Origin of the sequence: Devosia sp., assembly GCF_017307495.1 — a bacterium.
Classification (GTDB): domain Bacteria; phylum Pseudomonadota; class Alphaproteobacteria; order Rhizobiales; family Devosiaceae; genus Devosia_A.
In genome coordinates, this window is sequence record NZ_JAFKHE010000012.1 from 482,768 (window position 1) to 499,535 (window position 16,768).

Annotated in this window: 19 protein-coding genes and 1 tRNA gene; 11 read left to right on the forward strand and 9 right to left on the reverse strand. The window is 65.8% G+C overall.

All coding sequences use genetic code 11. From position 1 onward, the window contains the following. Window positions 1-2: 2 nt before the first annotated feature. From J0I99_RS02980 to J0I99_RS02990, 3 genes are all read right to left on the reverse strand, one after another. Window positions 3-905, reverse strand: coding sequence for a carbohydrate ABC transporter permease (locus tag J0I99_RS02980; protein ID WP_291395695.1), 903 nt, complete (start codon window positions 903-905; stop codon window positions 3-5). Next, window positions 902-1,849: a carbohydrate ABC transporter permease gene (locus tag J0I99_RS02985; protein WP_291391581.1), complete on the reverse strand. Its 948-nt coding sequence runs from the start codon at window positions 1,847-1,849 to the stop codon at window positions 902-904. Before J0I99_RS02985 ends, J0I99_RS02980 begins: the two co-directional genes overlap by 4 nt. Window positions 1,850-1,926: 77 nt before the next feature. Beyond that, the gene (locus J0I99_RS02990) at window positions 1,927-3,177 is read right to left on the reverse strand and encodes an ABC transporter substrate-binding protein (RefSeq protein ID WP_291395697.1); all 1,251 of its coding nucleotides are present in this window, start codon (window positions 3,175-3,177) and stop codon (window positions 1,927-1,929) included. Window positions 3,178-3,416: 239 nt separating this feature from the next. On the opposite strand from J0I99_RS02990, the gene J0I99_RS02995 reads away from it, so the two are divergent. From J0I99_RS02995 to J0I99_RS03010, 4 genes are all read left to right on the forward strand, one after another. Then, a complete protein-coding gene (locus tag J0I99_RS02995) occupies window positions 3,417-4,445 on the forward strand; it encodes a LacI family DNA-binding transcriptional regulator (protein WP_291391583.1) in 1,029 nt (342 codons plus the stop codon). Window positions 4,446-4,537: 92 nt separating this feature from the next. Then, the gene (locus J0I99_RS03000; RefSeq protein WP_291395699.1) at window positions 4,538-4,780 is read left to right on the forward strand and encodes a hypothetical protein; all 243 of its coding nucleotides are present in this window, start codon (window positions 4,538-4,540) and stop codon (window positions 4,778-4,780) included. Between the two features lie 76 nt (window positions 4,781-4,856). Next, window positions 4,857-4,932, forward strand: a tRNA-Arg gene (locus J0I99_RS03005). Next, a complete protein-coding gene (locus J0I99_RS03010; RefSeq protein WP_367115345.1) occupies window positions 4,899-5,756 on the forward strand; it encodes a YdcF family protein in 858 nt (285 codons plus the stop codon). The genes J0I99_RS03005 and J0I99_RS03010 overlap by 34 nt, the downstream gene beginning before the upstream one ends. 138 nt (window positions 5,757-5,894) lie before the next feature. On the opposite strand, the gene J0I99_RS03015 is transcribed toward J0I99_RS03010, so the two are convergent. Further along, window positions 5,895-6,341: a helix-turn-helix transcriptional regulator gene (locus tag J0I99_RS03015; RefSeq protein WP_291391585.1), complete on the reverse strand. Its 447-nt coding sequence runs from the start codon at window positions 6,339-6,341 to the stop codon at window positions 5,895-5,897. Between the two features lie 142 nt (window positions 6,342-6,483). Between J0I99_RS03015 and J0I99_RS03020 the strand changes: the two genes are divergently transcribed. Then, window positions 6,484-7,173 (forward strand): hemolysin III family protein, encoded by a 690-nt coding sequence (locus J0I99_RS03020; RefSeq protein ID WP_291395702.1) that lies wholly within the window; start codon window positions 6,484-6,486, stop codon window positions 7,171-7,173. Here J0I99_RS03020 and J0I99_RS03025 read toward each other — a convergent pair. After that, window positions 7,160-7,624, reverse strand: a complete 465-nt coding sequence (locus tag J0I99_RS03025; protein ID WP_291391587.1) for a DUF192 domain-containing protein — start codon at window positions 7,622-7,624, stop codon at window positions 7,160-7,162. The two genes, J0I99_RS03020 and J0I99_RS03025, sit on opposite strands and share 14 nt — an antisense overlap. Window positions 7,625-7,768: 144 nt before the next feature. On the opposite strand from J0I99_RS03025, the gene J0I99_RS03030 reads away from it, so the two are divergent. From J0I99_RS03030 to J0I99_RS03050, 5 genes are all read left to right on the forward strand, one after another. Beyond that, window positions 7,769-8,635: an ATPase gene (locus J0I99_RS03030; protein ID WP_291395704.1), complete on the forward strand. Its 867-nt coding sequence runs from the start codon at window positions 7,769-7,771 to the stop codon at window positions 8,633-8,635. A 57-nt stretch (window positions 8,636-8,692) separates the two neighbouring features. Then, window positions 8,693-9,619, forward strand: coding sequence for a homoserine O-succinyltransferase (metA, locus tag J0I99_RS03035; protein WP_291395706.1), 927 nt, complete (start codon window positions 8,693-8,695; stop codon window positions 9,617-9,619). A gap of 95 nt (window positions 9,620-9,714) precedes the next feature. Beyond that, window positions 9,715-11,169: a YcjX family protein gene (locus J0I99_RS03040; RefSeq protein WP_291395708.1), complete on the forward strand. Its 1,455-nt coding sequence runs from the start codon at window positions 9,715-9,717 to the stop codon at window positions 11,167-11,169. After that, on the forward strand, window positions 11,166-12,197 hold the full coding sequence (locus tag J0I99_RS03045; protein WP_291395711.1) for a YcjF family protein: 1,032 nt from the start codon (window positions 11,166-11,168) through the stop codon (window positions 12,195-12,197). Before J0I99_RS03040 ends, J0I99_RS03045 begins: the two co-directional genes overlap by 4 nt. Before the next feature lie 153 nt (window positions 12,198-12,350). After that, a complete protein-coding gene (locus J0I99_RS03050) occupies window positions 12,351-12,944 on the forward strand; it encodes an NADPH-dependent FMN reductase (protein ID WP_291389598.1) in 594 nt (197 codons plus the stop codon). 59 nt (window positions 12,945-13,003) lie between these two features. On the opposite strand, the gene J0I99_RS03055 is transcribed toward J0I99_RS03050, so the two are convergent. Both J0I99_RS03055 and J0I99_RS03060 read right to left on the reverse strand, forming a co-directional pair. After that, window positions 13,004-13,549 (reverse strand): DUF2269 family protein, encoded by a 546-nt coding sequence (locus tag J0I99_RS03055; protein ID WP_291395713.1) that lies wholly within the window; start codon window positions 13,547-13,549, stop codon window positions 13,004-13,006. Window positions 13,550-13,635: 86 nt separating this feature from the next. Continuing rightward, window positions 13,636-14,409, reverse strand: a complete 774-nt coding sequence (locus tag J0I99_RS03060; protein WP_291395811.1) for a class I SAM-dependent methyltransferase — start codon at window positions 14,407-14,409, stop codon at window positions 13,636-13,638. A gap of 211 nt (window positions 14,410-14,620) precedes the next feature. Between J0I99_RS03060 and J0I99_RS03065 the strand changes: the two genes are divergently transcribed. After that, window positions 14,621-15,148, forward strand: a complete 528-nt coding sequence (locus J0I99_RS03065) for an SH3 domain-containing protein (protein WP_291389596.1) — start codon at window positions 14,621-14,623, stop codon at window positions 15,146-15,148. A gap of 2 nt (window positions 15,149-15,150) precedes the next feature. Here J0I99_RS03065 and J0I99_RS03070 read toward each other — a convergent pair whose 3' ends face one another. After that, the gene (locus J0I99_RS03070; protein ID WP_291389595.1) at window positions 15,151-15,474 is read right to left on the reverse strand and encodes a 2Fe-2S iron-sulfur cluster-binding protein; all 324 of its coding nucleotides are present in this window, start codon (window positions 15,472-15,474) and stop codon (window positions 15,151-15,153) included. A 152-nt stretch (window positions 15,475-15,626) separates the two neighbouring features. Further along, window positions 15,627-16,655: an NAD(P)/FAD-dependent oxidoreductase gene (locus tag J0I99_RS03075; RefSeq protein ID WP_291389593.1), complete on the reverse strand. Its 1,029-nt coding sequence runs from the start codon at window positions 16,653-16,655 to the stop codon at window positions 15,627-15,629. Window positions 16,656-16,768 lie beyond the last annotated feature (113 nt).

Here is a 16,768-nt window from a genome sequence, read left to right on the forward strand (position 1 = left end):
GGTCAGCCTTTCACGGCGCCGGCGGCGATACCGCGGACGAACCACTTGCCGGAAACGAAGTAAACGATAAGCGGGACAGCGCCGGTAAGCACGGTGGCCGCCATGTTGGTGCTGTACTCGACCGTGCCGGTCGACGTGCGCACGATGTTGTTGAGCTGGACCGTCATCGGCATGTTTTCGCGTCCGGCGAAGACGAGGCCGAAGATGAAGTCGTTCCAGATGCCGGTGACCTGCAGGATCACCGCGACGATGGTGATCGGCACCGACATCGGCAGCATCACGGAAAAGAAGATGCGCCAGAACCCTGCCCCATCGACGCGCGCGGCCTTGAACAGCTCGACCGGGAGCGAGGCGAAGAAGTTGCGGAACAGCAGCGTCAGGATCGGCATGCCGAAGATGGTGTGGACGATGACGATGCCCGGCAGCGTGCCGAACAGGCCCACGCGGCTCAAACCGAAAATGATCGGGTAGACCAGCACCTGGAACGGCACGAAGGCGCCAAAAAGCAGGATCGCGAACATCAGCTCCGAGCCGCGGAAGCGCCAGAAGCTCAGGGCGTAGCCGTTGATCATGGCGATGACGATCGAAACCGGGACCGACAGGACCGTGATCTTCACCGAGTTGAAGAAGCCTGGGGCGAGGCCGTAGCAATCCCGACCCGTGCAGGCCGAACTCCACGCCTTGACCCAGTAGTCGAGCGTTGGCTGCATCGGCAGGGCGAAGATGTTGCCGCCGCGGATCTCGCTCATCGACTTCATCGAGGTCATGATCATGACGATGAGCGGAATGAGGAAGAACAGTGCCGCGATGAGCAGGAAGGCGTAGATGCCGATCCGGGTGGCGGTCACGTGCCTGGGCCTGGGGCCAGACGGCTCGATGCCGGCGGGTAGCGACACGGAACTCATGATGTGGTCCTCCCACGGCGCGAGGCGCGCCAGCGGAAGACCGCCTGGATGATGATCAGCACGGCGATGGGCGCCAGCATGCAGGTGGCCGCCGCCATGCCGTGGCCGACGTTGCGCGAATTGATGTTGTCGATGACGTAGGTCGCCGGCATCTGGGTCGCGATGCCCGGACCGCCGCCGGTCATGGCGATGACAATATCGAAGGTCCGCACCACGTTGACGACCAGCAGGACCAGCGCCGTGGCAACGGCGCCGCGCATCATCGGCACCACTATGGAAACGTAGGTGCGCCACGCGGGGATGCCATCGACGCGCGCCGCCTTCCAGATCTCCTCGTCGATTCCGCGAAGGCCGGCGAGGAGGATGGCCATGGTCACGCCGACGCCGTTCCAGACGCTGGCGACGATCATGCCAATGAGTGCCGTCTCGCCGTTGGCGAGCGGCGCGAAGGTGAAATCGGCAAAGCCCAGGCTGCGCACGAAGGCCTGGAAGCCCCAGATCGGGTCAAGCATCAACTGCCAGACGAGGCCGGTGATGACCGCCGAGAGCGCAAACGGGTAGAGGAAGATCGTGCGGAACGCATCCTCGCCCCGGATGCGCTGGTCCATGGCCACGGCCAGGGCAAATCCAACACCCATGCAGAGGACGATGTGCCCGAAGCCGTAGAACCAGATGTTGGTGACGGACTGCACCCAGCGCGGCGTCGACCACAGGATCTCGTACTGGCGCCAGCCGACGAAATTGAAGCTGGGAAAGAGCTTGGAGTTGGTGAAGGAGAGCACCACCGTGAAGGTGATGCCGATGACAAAGACGCCGATCGCCACGATCATCATCGGCAAGGTACCGATAATGGCCGAGAGCCTGCCGACGAGCCGTCGGCGACCGGCCCTGGCTTTGAGCTGGCTCAGGGTGAGCGCCCGCTCAGGAGCAACAGTCGTGGTCACAAGCTATTCCCCGCATGCAAAGACAGACAAGGACGGCGGCCCGGAGTGAACCGGGCCGCCGCGGGACGAGTGTAACCTTACTCGGCGTTCTTCAGCAGTTCGACGAACTGCGCCTGGGCCGCTTCCGGAGTGGTGTTGGCGTTGTAGATCAGGTCCGAGAAGATCGCGTTCTGGGCCGTCGTGAACGCCTCGTTGCGCCACTGGTTGGCGTCGGGAACCACCGAGCCGGGCTGCTTGAGCACTTCGATGGCCTTCTTCATGCAGTCGTTGGCGAGGGACATGTCGACGTCATCACGCACCGGCGCGGAGCCCTTGGCGGTGTTGAACAGCGCCTGCACCTTCGGGTTGACCATCATCGAGGCCAGCGAGAGCTGGGCGCGCTCGACATCGGGGTCGTTCTGCTTGAAGAACACGAAGATGTCGCCACCGGTACGGACGTACTTGGGCTCCGGCACGAGCGGCCCGAGCAGGCAGGCGTAGTCGGTGCCCGGCTTCTGGCCGGCAACCTGGAACTCACCCTGAGCCCAGTCGCCCATCACCTGGAGAGCGGCTTCGCCCGAGATCACCAGCGAGGTGGTATCGGCCCAGCTGCGGTTCGGCGAACCGGCGTCGGCATAAGAACCAAGGGTCTTGAGGGTCTGGAAGGCCTTCAGCACTTCCGGACCACCGGCGAGAGCAAGATCCTTGTCCTTCCAGATCTTCTCGACGGTCTCAGCGCCGAGCTGAGCCAGGATGAGCTGGTTGGCGAGGAGCGAGATCTGCCAGCCGCCACCGTCACCGCCAACGGCGAACGGAATGACGCCAGCGTCCTTCAGCTTGGGCAGGTCGGCAAGATAGGTATCCCAATCGGTCGGGACCTCGAGGCCGGCCTTCTTGAACGCCGCAACCGACGCCCACGCCCAGTTCTGCATGTGGATGTTGACCGGTACGCACCACCACTTGCCGTCGATCTTGCACGGAGCCTTGATCTGCTCGGGACGGATGAAGTTGTCCCAGCCCTCTTTCTCGGCCAGCGGCGTCAAGTCGAGCAGCAGCCCGGCAGCGATCAGTTCCTCGTACTGACGGCCGGGGTTGAACTGCGCGGCGTCCGGCGGATCGCCGCCGAGGGCGCGCTGCATGATAGCGGCACGGGCGGTCTCGCCCAGGGCGATTGCGTTATCGACCCACTTGTCGCCGGTCTTGTCGAACTCGTTCGCAAAGACCGACACGGCTGCCTGCTCGCCGCCGGAAGTCCACCAGTGGATGACTTCGACGTCAGCCGCGCGAACGGCCGTGCTACCAAGCATGGCGGCGGCCACCATGGCCACCACCGGGAAAAACGACTTCATAATGTATCCTCCCAACGTTCCCGAGGAGCGCGTTCGCCCCCAGCGAATTCATCGCCCGCCCTGCAGTGCGCTCCCACAAACGGGGGATGGCGCATGCCGGCAACTGCGTGTAATCGATTACACGAGACTTCAGCAGAGTTCGATGCAATCGATTGCATGAGTTTCAGACATTCCCTGCGCGGCTGTCAAGGCCGATATCGACAGGGGAGTCGCGAGCCAGGAGGGAGTGCGTCCGAGCCATGACCGCGTCGAGGAAATCGCCGACGATTCAAGATGTTGCTCGCCACGCCAACGTTTCGGCAGCGACTGTCAGCCGGGTGTTGAGCGCACCCGAGCGTGTTTCCGAAACAACCCGCGAGCGTGTCCACGCGGCGGTGAGTGAAACGGGCTACACGATCAACCAGGCCGCCCGCTCATTGCGGCTCAAGGCGGCCCGCACGATTCTGATGGCGGCGCCCAATATCGGCAATCCGTACTACTCGACGGTGCTCGACGCGGTGATCGGCGAGGCGTCGTCGCGCGGCTACAGTGTGCTCGTCGCGACCCGCATCGGCGACGACCCCAATCGCTGGCTGCACGACTACCTGTTGTCCACTCGGGCCGACGGTCTGCTGCTGTTCGACGGCTCGCTGGATACCAACTCGCTGCATGGGCTGGGGGCGGAGGGCGTGGCGCTCCCGCTGGTCGCCGCCTACGACGAAATTCCCGACCCCAAGGTCAACTCCGTCATCACCGACAACCGCCTGGCGGCAAAGCGGGCGGTGCGCCATCTTGCCGACCTGGGCCACACAAAGATCGCCCATGTCATCGGGCCGTCGCGCAACCAGTCGACGAACGAGCGATTGCTGGGGTTTCAGGAGGCCATGCGCGAACTGGGGCTGCCGGTCCGCCAGGAGTGGCTCCATCCGGGCGCCTACAATACGGAGTCCGGCACTGCCGCGGCAGCACAGTTCCTTGCCTCCGGAGAACTGCCCACCGCGGTGTTCTGCGGCAACGACGAGATGGCCGTGGGACTGATTCACGGCATGCGACAGGCCGGGATAGAGTGCCCGCGCGACATTTCGGTCGTCGGCTTCGACGACGTCTCGTTCGCTCCCTACTACAACCCGCCGCTGACCACGATGCGGCAGCCGCGCGAAGAGATCGGCCGGATGGCGACGCGCTCGCTGATCGACATCATCGAAGGCGGCGCCAAAGAGAGCGATCCGGTTCACGTGGTGCTCACGTCCGAACTCATCGTTCGGGAGAGCACAAGAACCATCCGCTGAGCTGCCCGGAACCCGAACGCCATCAATGCGGCGCACAGCGGACGCAACCTGCGCCGCGGATATTGCGTTGCAGGCGTCCGGAGAGTATCGGCATGACGGTCAGGATACTGGTGACACACGACGGCGTGGGGTGGCGGATTGCGAGTCCTGGGCGCGACCTTGATGCCGGCAACCGTCCCCGGCCCTACTCGCAGCGCGAGGAGGCAATATCAGATGCGCTGTTTGCAGCGCGCATGCTCCGCGCGCTCGGGGAGCCGGCTTCGGTCTATGTCGAGAACAGCGACGGACTGCGGCTGGTTGCCGAGGAAGACGTGCACGTGTGGCGGCGGCACTAGCGAGTATCGAGACCGGTCAGAAACGGCAGCGAGTTGGGACTGACAAGGGGCGCGCGTTAGGCTAAACCGCCTCCATGGCCTCGTAGCTCAGGGGATAGAGCAGCAGCCTTCTAAGCTGTTGGTCGGAGGTTCGAATCCTCCCGAGGTCACCAAGCTCCGGGCCGCTCCACCGGAGGCCCCTGCCCTGTTTCCTTACCTGACGCGCATCTTCTGGCTGCTGATCCAGCCGCTCTCGCTCGTCGTGCTGCTGCTGATCGCCGGCTTCGGGCTGAGCTGGCTGCGGCGCCGGTGGATTTCGCGCACCCTGGTTGGCGTGGCGCTGCTGATGCTGTCCGTGGGCGCCTTCACCACCTTCGGATATGCCGTGATCACGCCGCTGGAAGACCGGTTCGTCCGGCCGGTCGAGCCGGCGCATGTCGACGGGATCGTGGTGCTCGGCGGCGGGCTCGAGGGCGAAGTGAACTCGGTGCGGGGCGGCTGGGAGTTGAACCGTTCGGGCGACCGTCTGGTGGAGGCGCTGCGCCTGGCGCTGAGGCATCCCGAGGCGAAGGTGCTGGTGGCGGCGGGGCCGCCGGCGCTGGCACCGCAGCAGGAGCCGGAGGCGATGGCGGCGCAGCGGTTCTTTACAGCATTCGGGATCACGGGCGACCGGATCATTCTCGACGAGAAGTCGCGCAACACCGAGGAGAACGCCATCTTTGCCAAGGAGCTGGCCGGGCCGACCGAGGGGCAGACCTGGCTGCTCGTGACCTCGGCGTTCCACATGCCGCGCTCGGTTGGGTTGTTCCGCAAGGCGGGGTTCGCCGTCGTGCCGTGGCCGGCCGACTATCTCGCGAGCGGAGCCGAGGGCTTGCGGTTCAAGCCGGACCAGCCGTCGGAGAACATCGCGGTGGCGACGATCGCGCTCAGGGAGTGGACGGGGCTTGTCGGGTACTACCTGACGGGCAAGATCGACAAGGTTTTCCCGGGGCCGTAGGGGCCCTGGCGCTCGGAAGCGCCATCTCCAGTGATTGTGTCACCCCTGCGCAGGCAGTGATCCATTTCTCCACCAGCGCAGGCCGCGAGTTGGGACCCTGCCTTCGCAGGGATGACCGGCGTTGGGGTATTCGCCAAGCTAAAAATCGAAGAACGACAGCTGGGGCGCAGGCGCGGCGGCGGGTGGCGGTGTTACCGGCTTCCGGGTGGACTTGGGGGCGACGGCGTTTGCGACGACGGCTTTGGGCTTGGCCGGGACCTTTGGGGCGGCCTTGACCGGGGCTGCGGGCTTGGCCAGCGGCTTCGCTTTGCCCTTCGCAGCTGTCCCGCTGCCGTGCCTCTCGATCCAACCGAGTCCCGGCTTAAGCGGATCGCGCTGGAAGGAATAGACGTTCTCGCGGCCCTGCTTGATCTCCCTGACCAGCCCAGCCTCCTTGAGCACGCGCAGGTGCCGGGAAATCGCGGGGCGGCTGATATCGAAGGCGGCAGCGAGTTCGTGTACCGGGCGCGATTTCTCGTGCAGCATCTCCAGCACCTTGAGGCGCGTGGCATCGGCGAGGGCGGAGTAGAGCTCGGGAAGACTCATTGCGTGATCCGGAACAACGGGGCGCGCGACGGTCGTAACAGACGCGTTACGTGTCAAGCCAACGCGGGCGGAATGGGTTGACTGTGACAGTCCGATGACGGGATTGTCACAGCTTATTTGCAGTTCGAGGACAAGACGCCCCGTGACGCCTGACGAGATCACCCTGCCCCGTACCTGGTGGACCCGTGGACGCCCGTTCACGCTGGCCGAGCTGATCGCGGACGGGATCGTGCATGGCGTAGGCATCGTGACAGCGGTCGCGTTGGGCGCGGTGCTGCTCGCCTTTGCCGGCTTCGAGACGGCGCCACGGGAATTGCCGGCGCTGGTGCTGTACGTTGCGAGCCTGTTGCTGGTGCTGTCGGTCTCGCTTGCATTCAACCTCTGCCCGATCACGGCGCCGGCCAAGCGTACGCTGGCCCGCCTCGACCAGGCGGCGATCTTCCTGTTCATCGCCGGCACCTACACCCCGTTCCTCGTAATGCTGGGCGCCACGCCGTCGAGCATCCTGCTGGGCCTGCTGATCTGGGGCGCGGCCCTGACCGGGATGGCGCTGAAGCTGTTCGTGCCGCACCGGTTCGGGCGCGGCGCCATCGTTCTCTACCTCGGCATCGGCTGGAGCGGCGTGTTCGTCTTCCAGGCACTGGCCTCGCACCTGCCGGCCACGGCGCTGTGGCTGCTGGTGGCGGGCGGCGTCTGCTATAGCGTCGGGCTAGTGTTCCACCTGTGGGAACGGCTGAGTTTCCACAACGCGGTCTGGCACGGCTTCGTCGTCGCCGGCGCGAGCCTTCACCTCTTCGCGGTGCTCGACTGCATGGTGATCAGCCGCCTGTAGCGGCGGCCTTGATGCGGTCGTGGACGACGCGATCGCCGGCCTTGATCCCCAGTTCGGTCGAGCGGCCTCCGGGGATTTCCAGCACGAACATCACCGGGCCATCCGACGGAATGGAGGTCGGGTCCTGCGGGATCGCGTTGACGTGGATGTTCGCCACCAGCCCCTCGGCGGTGATGAACAGCATGTCGAGCGGGATCAGCGTATTTCGCATCCAGAAGCTGACCGGGCGGCTCTCGTGGAAATCGAACAGCATGCCGGCATCGGGCGCCAGCTCGGTGCGGAACATGAGCCCCTTGGCGCGCCCTTCCGGTGTATCGACCACCTCGACCGCGAAGACGTGATCGCCGTTGGCGGACCGTATGGTCAGCCGGCTGTCGTCGGCGCACGCGGCGAGGGGCAGCAGCGCGAGCATCAGCAGCGCGCCATGGAGTGCTTTGAGGAGTGAATGCATCGGGGGGCCGAGGGGGCTGGGCGGAGGAGGCTGCAGTCTATCCGGACGCAAGCGGCGGAAAAGAGGAAAACGTGCAGGACCGGCGCGGACTTGTCCAGTTCCCGGGCATCGTCTACATCGATGCCCCGAACCCGGACCCTGCCCATGCTGTTCAAGACCGCCGAGGACTTCCTGAGCGCCCCGCGTCATGCCGTGACGGTGTTCGGCATGGCCGGCGTCGGCAAGACGTGGCTTGCGGCGCTGCTGCGCAAGGACCACTGGTTTCACTACTCAGCCGATTACCGCATCGGCACGCGCTACATGGGCGAGTATATCGTCGACAACTTCAAGGCCGAGGCCATGAAGGTGCCGTTCCTGCGCGACCTGCTGCGATCCGACTCGATCAAGATCGAGAGCAACATCACCTTCGCCAACCTGGATCCGCTCTCGACCTACTTGGGGCGCCCCGGGAATACGGGAAAGGGCGGCCTGCCGCTCGGCGAATACCAGCGCCGGCAGGAGCAGCATCGGATCGCCGAGATCGACGCGCTCAAGGATGTGCCCTACTTCATCGAGCGGGCCGAGAAGATCTACGGCTACAGTAACTTCATCGCAGATACCGGAGGCTCGCTGATCGAGGTCGTCGACCCCGACAATGCCGAGGACCCGGTGATCAAGGCGCTGGCCGACAGTACCCTGCTCGTCTATCTGCGCGGGACCGACGCCGACGCCAACAAGCTGGTCGAGCGGTTCAAGGCCAGCCCCAAGCCGATGTACTACCAGCCGCATTTCCTCATCGAGAAATGGGACGAGTTCAAGCGGCTGAACAACGTCATGGACGACGGCGAGGTCGATCCGGACGCCTTCGGGGCCTGGGGGTTCGAGGCGCTGCTGAAGGATCGGCTGCCACGCTACCAGAAGCTGGCCGACAATTTCGGCTATACGATCGAGGCCTCTGACCTCGCGACCGTGCGGGACGGCGACGAGTTCCTCGACCTCGTCGCAGGGGCGATCCGGAAGCGAATGCGATAGCGCCGTCACCGGCGCCGCTTCCGCTCGTCCGATCGCATCCCTATCTGGAGGCACATCATGCCCATTCGCATTCCTGACAACCTGCCTGCCCGCAAGACGCTCGAGCAAGAGGGCGTCGTCGTCATGGACTCGTCGCGCGCCGCGCGGCAGGACATCCGCCCGCTGCAGATCGGCCTGCTCAACCTGATGCCCAACAAGGAGCGCACCGAGACGCAGTTTGCCCGGCTGATCGGCTCGACCCCGCTGCAGATCGACATGACCCTGGTGCGGGTCAGCGACCACAAGAGCAAGAACACGTCCGAGGACTATCTCAGGACCTTCTACTCGACCTGGGAAGAGGTGCGCGGGCGCAAGTTCGACGGCTTCATCGTCACCGGCGCGCCGGTGGCGAACATGCCGTTCGAGGAGGTCAAGTACTGGTCCGAAATGGTCGAGATCATGAACTGGACCGAGACCAACGTGCACCAGACGATGTTCATCTGCTGGGGCGCGCAGGCGGCGCTGCATCATTTCCACCATGCGCGGCGCTACCGCATGGACCACAAGGCCTTCGGCGTCTTCCGGCACAAGCTGGTCGGCGGCCCTACGCCATGGCTGCGCGGGCTGTCCGACAGCCCGATGATCCCGGTCTCGCGCTACAACGACATCGACCGGAACAGCCTCGGCAAGGACCTCGACATCCTGATCGACAACGACGAGATCGGGGTGTGCATGCTGGCCGACAAGGCACGGAACGCGCTCTACATGCTCAACCACCTCGAATACGACAACCGCTCGCTGGCGGACGAGTACGAGCGCGACGTCAAGGCCGGGCTGGACACGCCGCCGCCGGTCAACCTGTTCCCCAACGGCGACACGAGCGTCGAGCCGGAGAACCGGTGGCGGAGCCACGCGCACTTGTTGTTCCAGAACTGGATCAACGAGATCTACCAGACGACCCCGTACGATCCGGCGCAGATCGGGCTGGTGAAGCAGTCGCCATAAGCACTGCTTCCTGCCTCGGCGGGCCGTGCGGATGGGGGTCGACTTGCATTCAGGCGGGAACGACCTACCTTCCGCGCGACACTTGGGGACGCTTCGTGCCGCAATCGCCGACGACCATCACCGACGAGATCGGCATCGCGCTGGGCAACCTCGCCGATGCGGCCGCGGCGCCGTTCACGCCGACGCTGCGGCTTGGCGTGACCGGGCTAAGTCGCGCTGGCAAAACGATTTTTATCACCTCGCTGATCCATAACCTGCTCACCGGCGGTCGGCTGCCGGGGTTTGCGGCGATGACCGAGGGGCGATTCATCGGGGCGCGGCTGGCGGAACATCCCGATGCCGGGGTGCCGCGCTTCGCCTATGAGCAGCACCTCGCGGCGCTGACCGGGAAGGCACCGCACTGGCCGGAATCGACGCGTAGAATCAGCCAGTTACGGCTGACGCTCAAGTTCCAGTCGAGGCGCTGGGTGTCGGGGATGTTCGGGCCGACGGTGCTGAACCTCGACATCGTCGACTATCCGGGCGAATGGCTGCTCGACCTGCCGCTGCTGTCGCTGAACTATGCGGAGTGGAGCGCGCAGGCGCTGGCACTCGCAAAAAGGCCCCAGGTTCGCCCCGAAGCTGAACGATTTCTGAACGAGCTCACAGCCAGCGACCCGCTCGCCGAATCCTCGGATGCCGATGCGGAGCGGCTGGCGACGGCTTTCACCGAGTACCTGCGGCTCAGCCGCGAGGACGGGCGGGCGATGAGCACCCTGCCCCCCGGACGGTTCCTCATGCCCGGCGATCTCGAGGGAAGCCCTGCCCTCACCTTCGCGCCCCTGCCGACGCCGGGGGGTCCCGTGCGCTCGTCGAGCCTCTACGCCATGCTCGAGCGGCGCTACGAGGCCTACAAGGCAATCGTCGTGCGGCCGTTCTTTCGCGACCATTTCGCGCGCCTCGACCGGCAGATCGTGCTGGTCGACACGCTGCGCGCCCTCAATGCCGGGCCGGCGGCAGTGGCCGATCTCGAGACGGCGCTGACCGACATCCTCGGCTGCTTCCGCCAGGGGGACAACAACGTGCTGACGCGGCTGGTGGCGCGGCGCATCGACCGAATCCTGTTCGCGGCGACCAAGGCCGACCATATCCACTCGTCGAGCCACGACCGGCTCGAGGCGGTGATGAACCGGCTGGTGGCGGGAGCGGCGCGGAAAGCGCGCTTCGCGGGGGCGGAGACGAAATCCATGGCGATTGCCGCCGTTCGGGCGACGCGGGAAAGCGTGATCGAGGAAGGTGGCGTGAAGCACGAGGTGATCGTCGGGACGCCGGAGGCCGGCGAGACGCTCGATGGAGTGCGCTACGACGGACGCACCGAGATCGCGCTGTTCCCCGGCGACCTGCCGGACAACCCGGAGGCATTGTTCGAAGACGGGCGGGCCGGGGCGCTGAAGTTCCTGCGGTTCATGCCGCCGCAGCGACTCGACAAGAATGCCGAGGGCAACGTGGTGCTGCCCCATATCCGCTTCGACCGGGCGCTCGACTACCTGATCGGGGACTGGCTCAAGTGAAACCACCCTTTGCACGCCCCACGAGCGGTGGCGCCAGTCCCTCCGAAGAACCGAGGCGCCCACGTGTCTTCCAGCCCAGGCAGGCCGTCGCCCTGCCCGACGCGATCGAGCCGATCACCGAGGTCGACGTCCCGCTCGACGAGGCGGTGGCAGCACCCCGACTGATGGGCTGGTTCGGCCGCATGGCCTGGACGACCGGTGGCATCCTCGTGTCGCTGGCACTCGGGCTGGCGGCGGAGCGCCTGATCGCAGACCTGTTTGCGACGCAGCCCTGGCTTGGCTGGGTCGGCATCGCGGTGCTGGCCGGGTTCGTGATTGCGGTGGCGGCCCTCCTGGTGCGCGAGATCGCTTCGCTCGTTCGCCTCAGGGAACTCGACAAGCTGCGGCACGCGGCGCTCGCGGCCCTTGCCAGCGACCGCAACAAGGACGGCATGCTGGTCACCCGGGCACTGCTCGACATCTATGCGCGCCGCGCCGACCTGGCGCGGGCGCGGGATGAGCTGGAAAGCAGTTCGGCCCACATGTTCGACGGCGCCGAGCATGTGCGACTGGGCGAGCGCCTGCTGATGGCGCCGCTCGATGCGCGGGCCCGCGCGCTCACTGCGGCATCGGCGCGGCGGGTGGCGCTGGTGACAACGGTGAGCCCGCGCGCCCTGATCGATATCGCCTTCGTGATCTACGAGAGCGTACGGCTGGGCGGCGACATCGCCCGTCTCTACGGTGCGCGGCCGGGCCTGATCGGCACGTGGCGGCTGATCGGCGCCATCCTCGCGCACCTTGCGGTGACGGGGGGCCTGGTGCTGACCGATGGGGTGGTGGAGCAACTGGTTGGCCAGGGCCTCGCGGCCAAGCTGTCGGCGCGGCTGGGCGAAGGCGTGGTGAACGGCTTGATGACGGTGCGCGTCGGCATCGCGGCGATGCGCGTGGTCCGGCCGCTGCCGTTCGAGGTGGTGCAGCAGCCGGTGGTGAAGGACTTCATCCCGGAACTGGCCAACGTGCTGAATGCGGAAAAGAAGGGCGAGCGGTAGGGCACGGGCTTGCCTTCTCCCGCAAGGGGAGAAGGCCGAATGGAGAGACCAGCCCCTCAACGGGGCATGAGTTACATGCTTGTGCCGTCTTGCGCCCTCGCCCGACCGGGCACATATCGAACCTCAGTCACATTTCGTAACCGGGGGACCGCAATGTATCGGGTCGCTGTTTTCATCGGGTCGACGCGCCCGACCTCTTCGAATCTCAAGCTCGCCAAGGCGCTGGAGAAGCTGGCCGCCGGCAAGCTGGAGTTCGACTATGTCCAGATCGACAACCTGCCGTTCTATGACGACGCATTGTGGAACGACCCGCCGGCCGAGGTGATCCGCCTGAAGCGCGAGATATCCGACGCCGACGCCGTGCTGTTCGTCACGCCGGAATACAACCGGTCGATCCCCGGCATCCTCAAGAACGCGATCGACTGGCCGTCGCGGCCATTCGGCGAGAGCGTGTGGACCGACAAGCCCGGGGCCATCGCCGGTGCGACGGGTGGCGTGAGCGGAACCGCCGCCGCCCAGATGCACCTGCGCTCGATCCTGCCGGTGGTGGGCGTGGCGCTGATGGGCAGGCCCGAAGTCTACTTCCAGTCGCGGCCGGGCGCGATCGACGACGCGTTCAACATCACCGACGAGAAACTGCGCTCCAACCTCCTGATCTGGGTCGACCAGTTCAGCAAGTGGATCGGACGTTTCGCCGAGCCGCGCGCGGCCGAGAGCACGCCGGTGATGATCGCCGGAGCGGCCTGAGCCACCTCGGTCTGTAAGGCAATCGGCCCGTTCGAGACGGGCCGATCGCTTTCGGGGACTCAAGCCCGGGCGAAGCGGCGGAGGCCATTGCCGAGAAACAGCGCCGCGGCGCCGGCCAGCACGAGCGCAAACAGGCCGAGCAGGACCAGGTCGCCCCAGCCGGGCTTGAACACCATGACCGCCACGACCGTGAACAGCATGGTGTAGTCGAACTTGGCGACCTGCATCAGCTTGCGTCCCGTGTTGGCTGCCTCCGCGACCTGGCCCTCGGCCATGAGCCTGCCGGCCTCCATCGCCTTGATACGCAGGACGAAATGGCCGGTGAGGAAGGTCGCGGCGAAACCGATGAGGCCGAGCACGACCCAGGCATCGCCCCAGAGATTGCCGAGCGTGGCCATGACGATGCCGCAGACAAGCGTCACCAGCGAGGCCGGCACGAACCAGCGGTTGGCCATGAAGCCGACGCTGCCGAGGATGCGCATCATCTCGGCGTCGTCCTGACGGCTGGCGGCGAACATGCCCATGGCGAACAACGTCACGCCGCCGCCGAGCCAGGCCATGGCGGCCGCGACATGCAGAAACTTGAAGACTGTGAAGAGATCCATCTCACCCTCATGCAGGATCGCCCCCCGCATGTGGGCGGGGCGAATAGGCCCGTCGCTCTGAACCGGCGATGAATGCGCCGGCAATGCTAGTGCTTGTGGCTGAGGAACAGCCCGGACTGCTTGTGCACCTTCAGCGTTCCGCTGCCGCTGCGAAACGCGGCATCAATGGCGGCACGGAACTGCGCCAGCTGGCCATCGGGAGCGCCGTCGCCCGGCGGATATGAGGTCAGCGCCATGAAGACGTCTTCGGGGTCGGTGACCTCGAGATGCGCGGGGTGCTCGGCGAACTCGACAGCCCCGAACTGCGCCTGCATCAGTTCCGCCGCCCGATCGTAGCCGAAGTACTGCGCGGCCGGGTCGATGGGGGCGCTGCCGAAGACCGTGGTGAGCTCGTAGATCTCGCGCAGGTTGCCGATGCCGTTGGTGGTGACGCCGAGCGTACCGCCGGGCTTCAGGACCCGGTGAATCTCGGCCAGTGCCGCCTGCTGGTCGCGCACGTGGTAGAGCATGTGCATGGCGATGACGACATCGAAGCTCTCGCTGGCGAATGGCAGGGATGTCGCATCGCACGGCTTGCCCTCGACCGAGGCGAAAGGCAGCGGCCGGCAGCGGTTCACCGCTTCCTCGATCATCCCGGGGGACAGGTCCGCCAAGGTCAGGTGCAGGCCGGGCGGAGCAACATCCGCCGAGGCGACCCAGAACCAACCCGGTCCGCAGCCCAGGTCGAGTACCGCCTGCCCCGACTGCAGGCCGAGGCGGCTCGCCACCCAGGTGAACCAGGGCTCTGCAGCAATGGTGTAGTGCTCGTGGAGCCGCGCCCGCGCCCTAAGCTTGCGACTGTCTGCATATTGCTCGGCCATGCCGCTGGTTGTGGCCACGCCATCCCCCCGAACTGTCGCCCAACGACACCGATAGCATGAAGAACGCCCGCCAGGGACTGCGTGTGTCGACGGCTTGCGGCCGGAACCGCGCGCAGGCCCACCGCGTTAGAGGCACATGATGTGATGCATCGGGGCGGCCGGCTGACCACGGCGCTCGACCAAAGACGTGTCTTGTACTGAGGAGCGCAGCATGGCCCTTCCCCTTCGTTCACTTGTGGTCTTCGTCGGGGTACTGGCAGGCGCCAGCCTGTTCGTGGCCTCGGGGTTGAGCCTGACTGCCGGCATGGTCACCGAAGCGGCCGCCAACGCCCCTGTTGCGGCGAGGCCGCTCAAGCCCAACTACGTCGTGCGCCTTCCTGTCGCGAAGGCGGAGGCCTTGAACGTGGCCAAGTCCATTCCCGTCCGCCCGGCGTCGCTGCCCGCGACCTCCGCCTCATTCGTTACGGTGGCGCCGCCGCCGGCAACTGCGGAACTGACGGTTACCGCGAGACCCGCCTTCTCGCACCAGGTGGTCGCCAGCGGCGCCAATGTCCGCTCGGGTCCCAAGAAGAGCTTCCCGCAGGTGTTCACGCTGCAGCAGGGAAGCTGGGTGAACGTGAGCGACAATGTGCGCGGCTGGGTGAAGGTCAGCGACGAGACCGGTCGCGTCGGCTGGGTCTACGGCAGCCTGCTGCAGCCCGGCGCCCCGTCCGGCGAGACCGTTGCCGCGGTGCAGTAGCCTCAGGGGTCCTGGGCGGAGCTCGGGGCGAGCGTGACCTTCATTCCATCCAGATCGTCGGACAGCAGGATCTGGCAGCTGAGCCGCGAGTTCGGCTTCTTGTCGAGCGTCGAGTAGAGCAGGTCTTCCTCGTCGTCGCTGGGCGGGGTGAGCCGGTCGAACCAGGCCTCATCCACATAGACGTGGCAGGTGGCGCAGGAACAGGCGCCGCCGCACTCGGCCCTGATGTTCAGGCCCCAGTCGCGGATCACTTCCATCGTGCGCCAGCCCTCGAGCCCCTCGAGCTCGTGTTCGACGCCGGACTGGTCGGTGACGTGGATCTTCATTGGCTGGATTGGTCCCGCTTGCTGAGCGCGTCCTATTACCACCGGGTCACTCCCGCGAATGCAGGAATCTCGGTTCTGGTTTCCGCCGCGCCATCCCAAACGAAGATCCCCGCTTTCGCGAGGATAACAGCGAAGGCGGGGCGCGCGTCAGATCACGCTACGCCGAGCTTCTTCTGCAGCTTGGTCGAGCTGGTTGTGTACTGGAACACCACGCGCTCGCCGGGCGAGACGATGGCCTTTGCCGCCTGCGCCATCAGCGCCGCCTCGTGGAAGCCTGAGAGGATCAGCTTGAGCTTGCCGGGATAGTGGTTGATGTCGCCGATGGCGAAGACGCCGGGCACGGAACTCTCGAATTTCTCGGTGTCGACGGTGATCAGGTTGTCGTTGAGCTCGAGGCCCCAGTCGGCAACCGGGCCGAGCTTCATGGTGAGGCCGAAGAAGGGCAGCAGGCGGGTCGCCGGAATGGCGAGATCGCCGGAGTCCATGGTGATGTGGACGTGGTCGAGCTGGCCGTCCTTGCCGTCGATCCTGCCGATCTGGCCGAGCAGGAAGTTGATCTTACCCTCCGCGACCAGTTCCTTCATCTTGTTCACCGAGGCCGGGGCCGCCTTGAAGGCGTCGCGGCGGTGGACGAGGGTCAGCGAGCGGACGATGGGCTGCAGGTTCAGCGTCCAATCAAGGGCGGAGTCGCCGCCGCCGACGATCACCACGTCCTGGTCGCGGAAATCGTCCATCTTGCGCACGGCGTAGAAGACCGACTTGTTCTCGTAGGCCTCGATGCCCTCGACCGGCGGGCGCTTGGGCTGGAACGAGCCGCCGCCGGCCGCGATCACCACCGCCCTGCAGCGGAAGGTCTCGTCGGCATCGGTGGTGAGGACGAACGTGCCGTCATCCTGCCTGGCGAGCGAGTTGACCATGCGGTTGAAATGGAACTCGGGCCCGAACGGCGCGATCTGCTGCATCAGGTTGTCGGTGAGCCCCTGCCCCGTGACCATGGGGAAGCCCGGAATGTCGTAGATCGGCTTTTCCGGATAGAGCTCGGCGCACTGACCGCCGGGGCGATCGAGAATGTCGATCAGGTGGCACTTGATGTCGAGCAGGCCGAGCTCGAACACGGCGAACAGGCCCACGGGGCCCGCGCCGATGATGACCACGTCGGTGACGATTTCGTTCTGGCTCATTCGTTTCTCAGTCGCTCGCGACCTCGGCAGGCCGCTGTTTCACTCGGATGTCATCCCTGCGCAAGCAGGGACCCATTTCCCGGCTCGCGCTGGCGGCCCCATGGACCCCTGCT

What these genes read in the sequence shown, in the direction of transcription:
- J0I99_RS03050 (WP_291389598.1), top strand. Translation starts at nt 12,351, where the DNA reads ATGTATCGGGTCGCTGTTTTCATCGGGTCGACGCGCCCGACCTCTTCG.
- J0I99_RS03015 (WP_291391585.1), bottom strand. Translation starts at nt 6,341, where the DNA reads ATGAGTCTTCCCGAGCTCTACTCCGCCCTCGCCGATGCCACGCGCCTC.
- J0I99_RS02995 (WP_291391583.1), top strand. Translation starts at nt 3,417, where the DNA reads ATGACCGCGTCGAGGAAATCGCCGACGATTCAAGATGTTGCTCGCCAC.
- J0I99_RS03070 (WP_291389595.1), bottom strand. Translation starts at nt 15,474, where the DNA reads ATGAAGATCCACGTCACCGACCAGTCCGGCGTCGAACACGAGCTCGAG.
- J0I99_RS02990 (WP_291395697.1), bottom strand. Translation starts at nt 3,177, where the DNA reads ATGAAGTCGTTTTTCCCGGTGGTGGCCATGGTGGCCGCCGCCATGCTT.
- J0I99_RS03000 (WP_291395699.1), top strand. Translation starts at nt 4,538, where the DNA reads ATGACGGTCAGGATACTGGTGACACACGACGGCGTGGGGTGGCGGATT.
- J0I99_RS03060 (WP_291395811.1), bottom strand. Translation starts at nt 14,409, where the DNA reads ATGGCCGAGCAATATGCAGACAGTCGCAAGCTTAGGGCGCGGGCGCGG.
- J0I99_RS03055 (WP_291395713.1), bottom strand. Translation starts at nt 13,549, where the DNA reads ATGGATCTCTTCACAGTCTTCAAGTTTCTGCATGTCGCGGCCGCCATG.
- J0I99_RS03075 (WP_291389593.1), bottom strand. Translation starts at nt 16,655, where the DNA reads ATGAGCCAGAACGAAATCGTCACCGACGTGGTCATCATCGGCGCGGGC.
- J0I99_RS02980 (WP_291395695.1), bottom strand. Translation starts at nt 905, where the DNA reads ATGAGTTCCGTGTCGCTACCCGCCGGCATCGAGCCGTCTGGCCCCAGG.
- J0I99_RS03030 (WP_291395704.1), top strand. Translation starts at nt 7,769, where the DNA reads ATGCTGTTCAAGACCGCCGAGGACTTCCTGAGCGCCCCGCGTCATGCC.
- J0I99_RS03065 (WP_291389596.1), top strand. Translation starts at nt 14,621, where the DNA reads ATGGCCCTTCCCCTTCGTTCACTTGTGGTCTTCGTCGGGGTACTGGCA.
- J0I99_RS03025 (WP_291391587.1), bottom strand. Translation starts at nt 7,624, where the DNA reads ATGCATTCACTCCTCAAAGCACTCCATGGCGCGCTGCTGATGCTCGCG.
- metA (WP_291395706.1), top strand. Translation starts at nt 8,693, where the DNA reads ATGCCCATTCGCATTCCTGACAACCTGCCTGCCCGCAAGACGCTCGAG.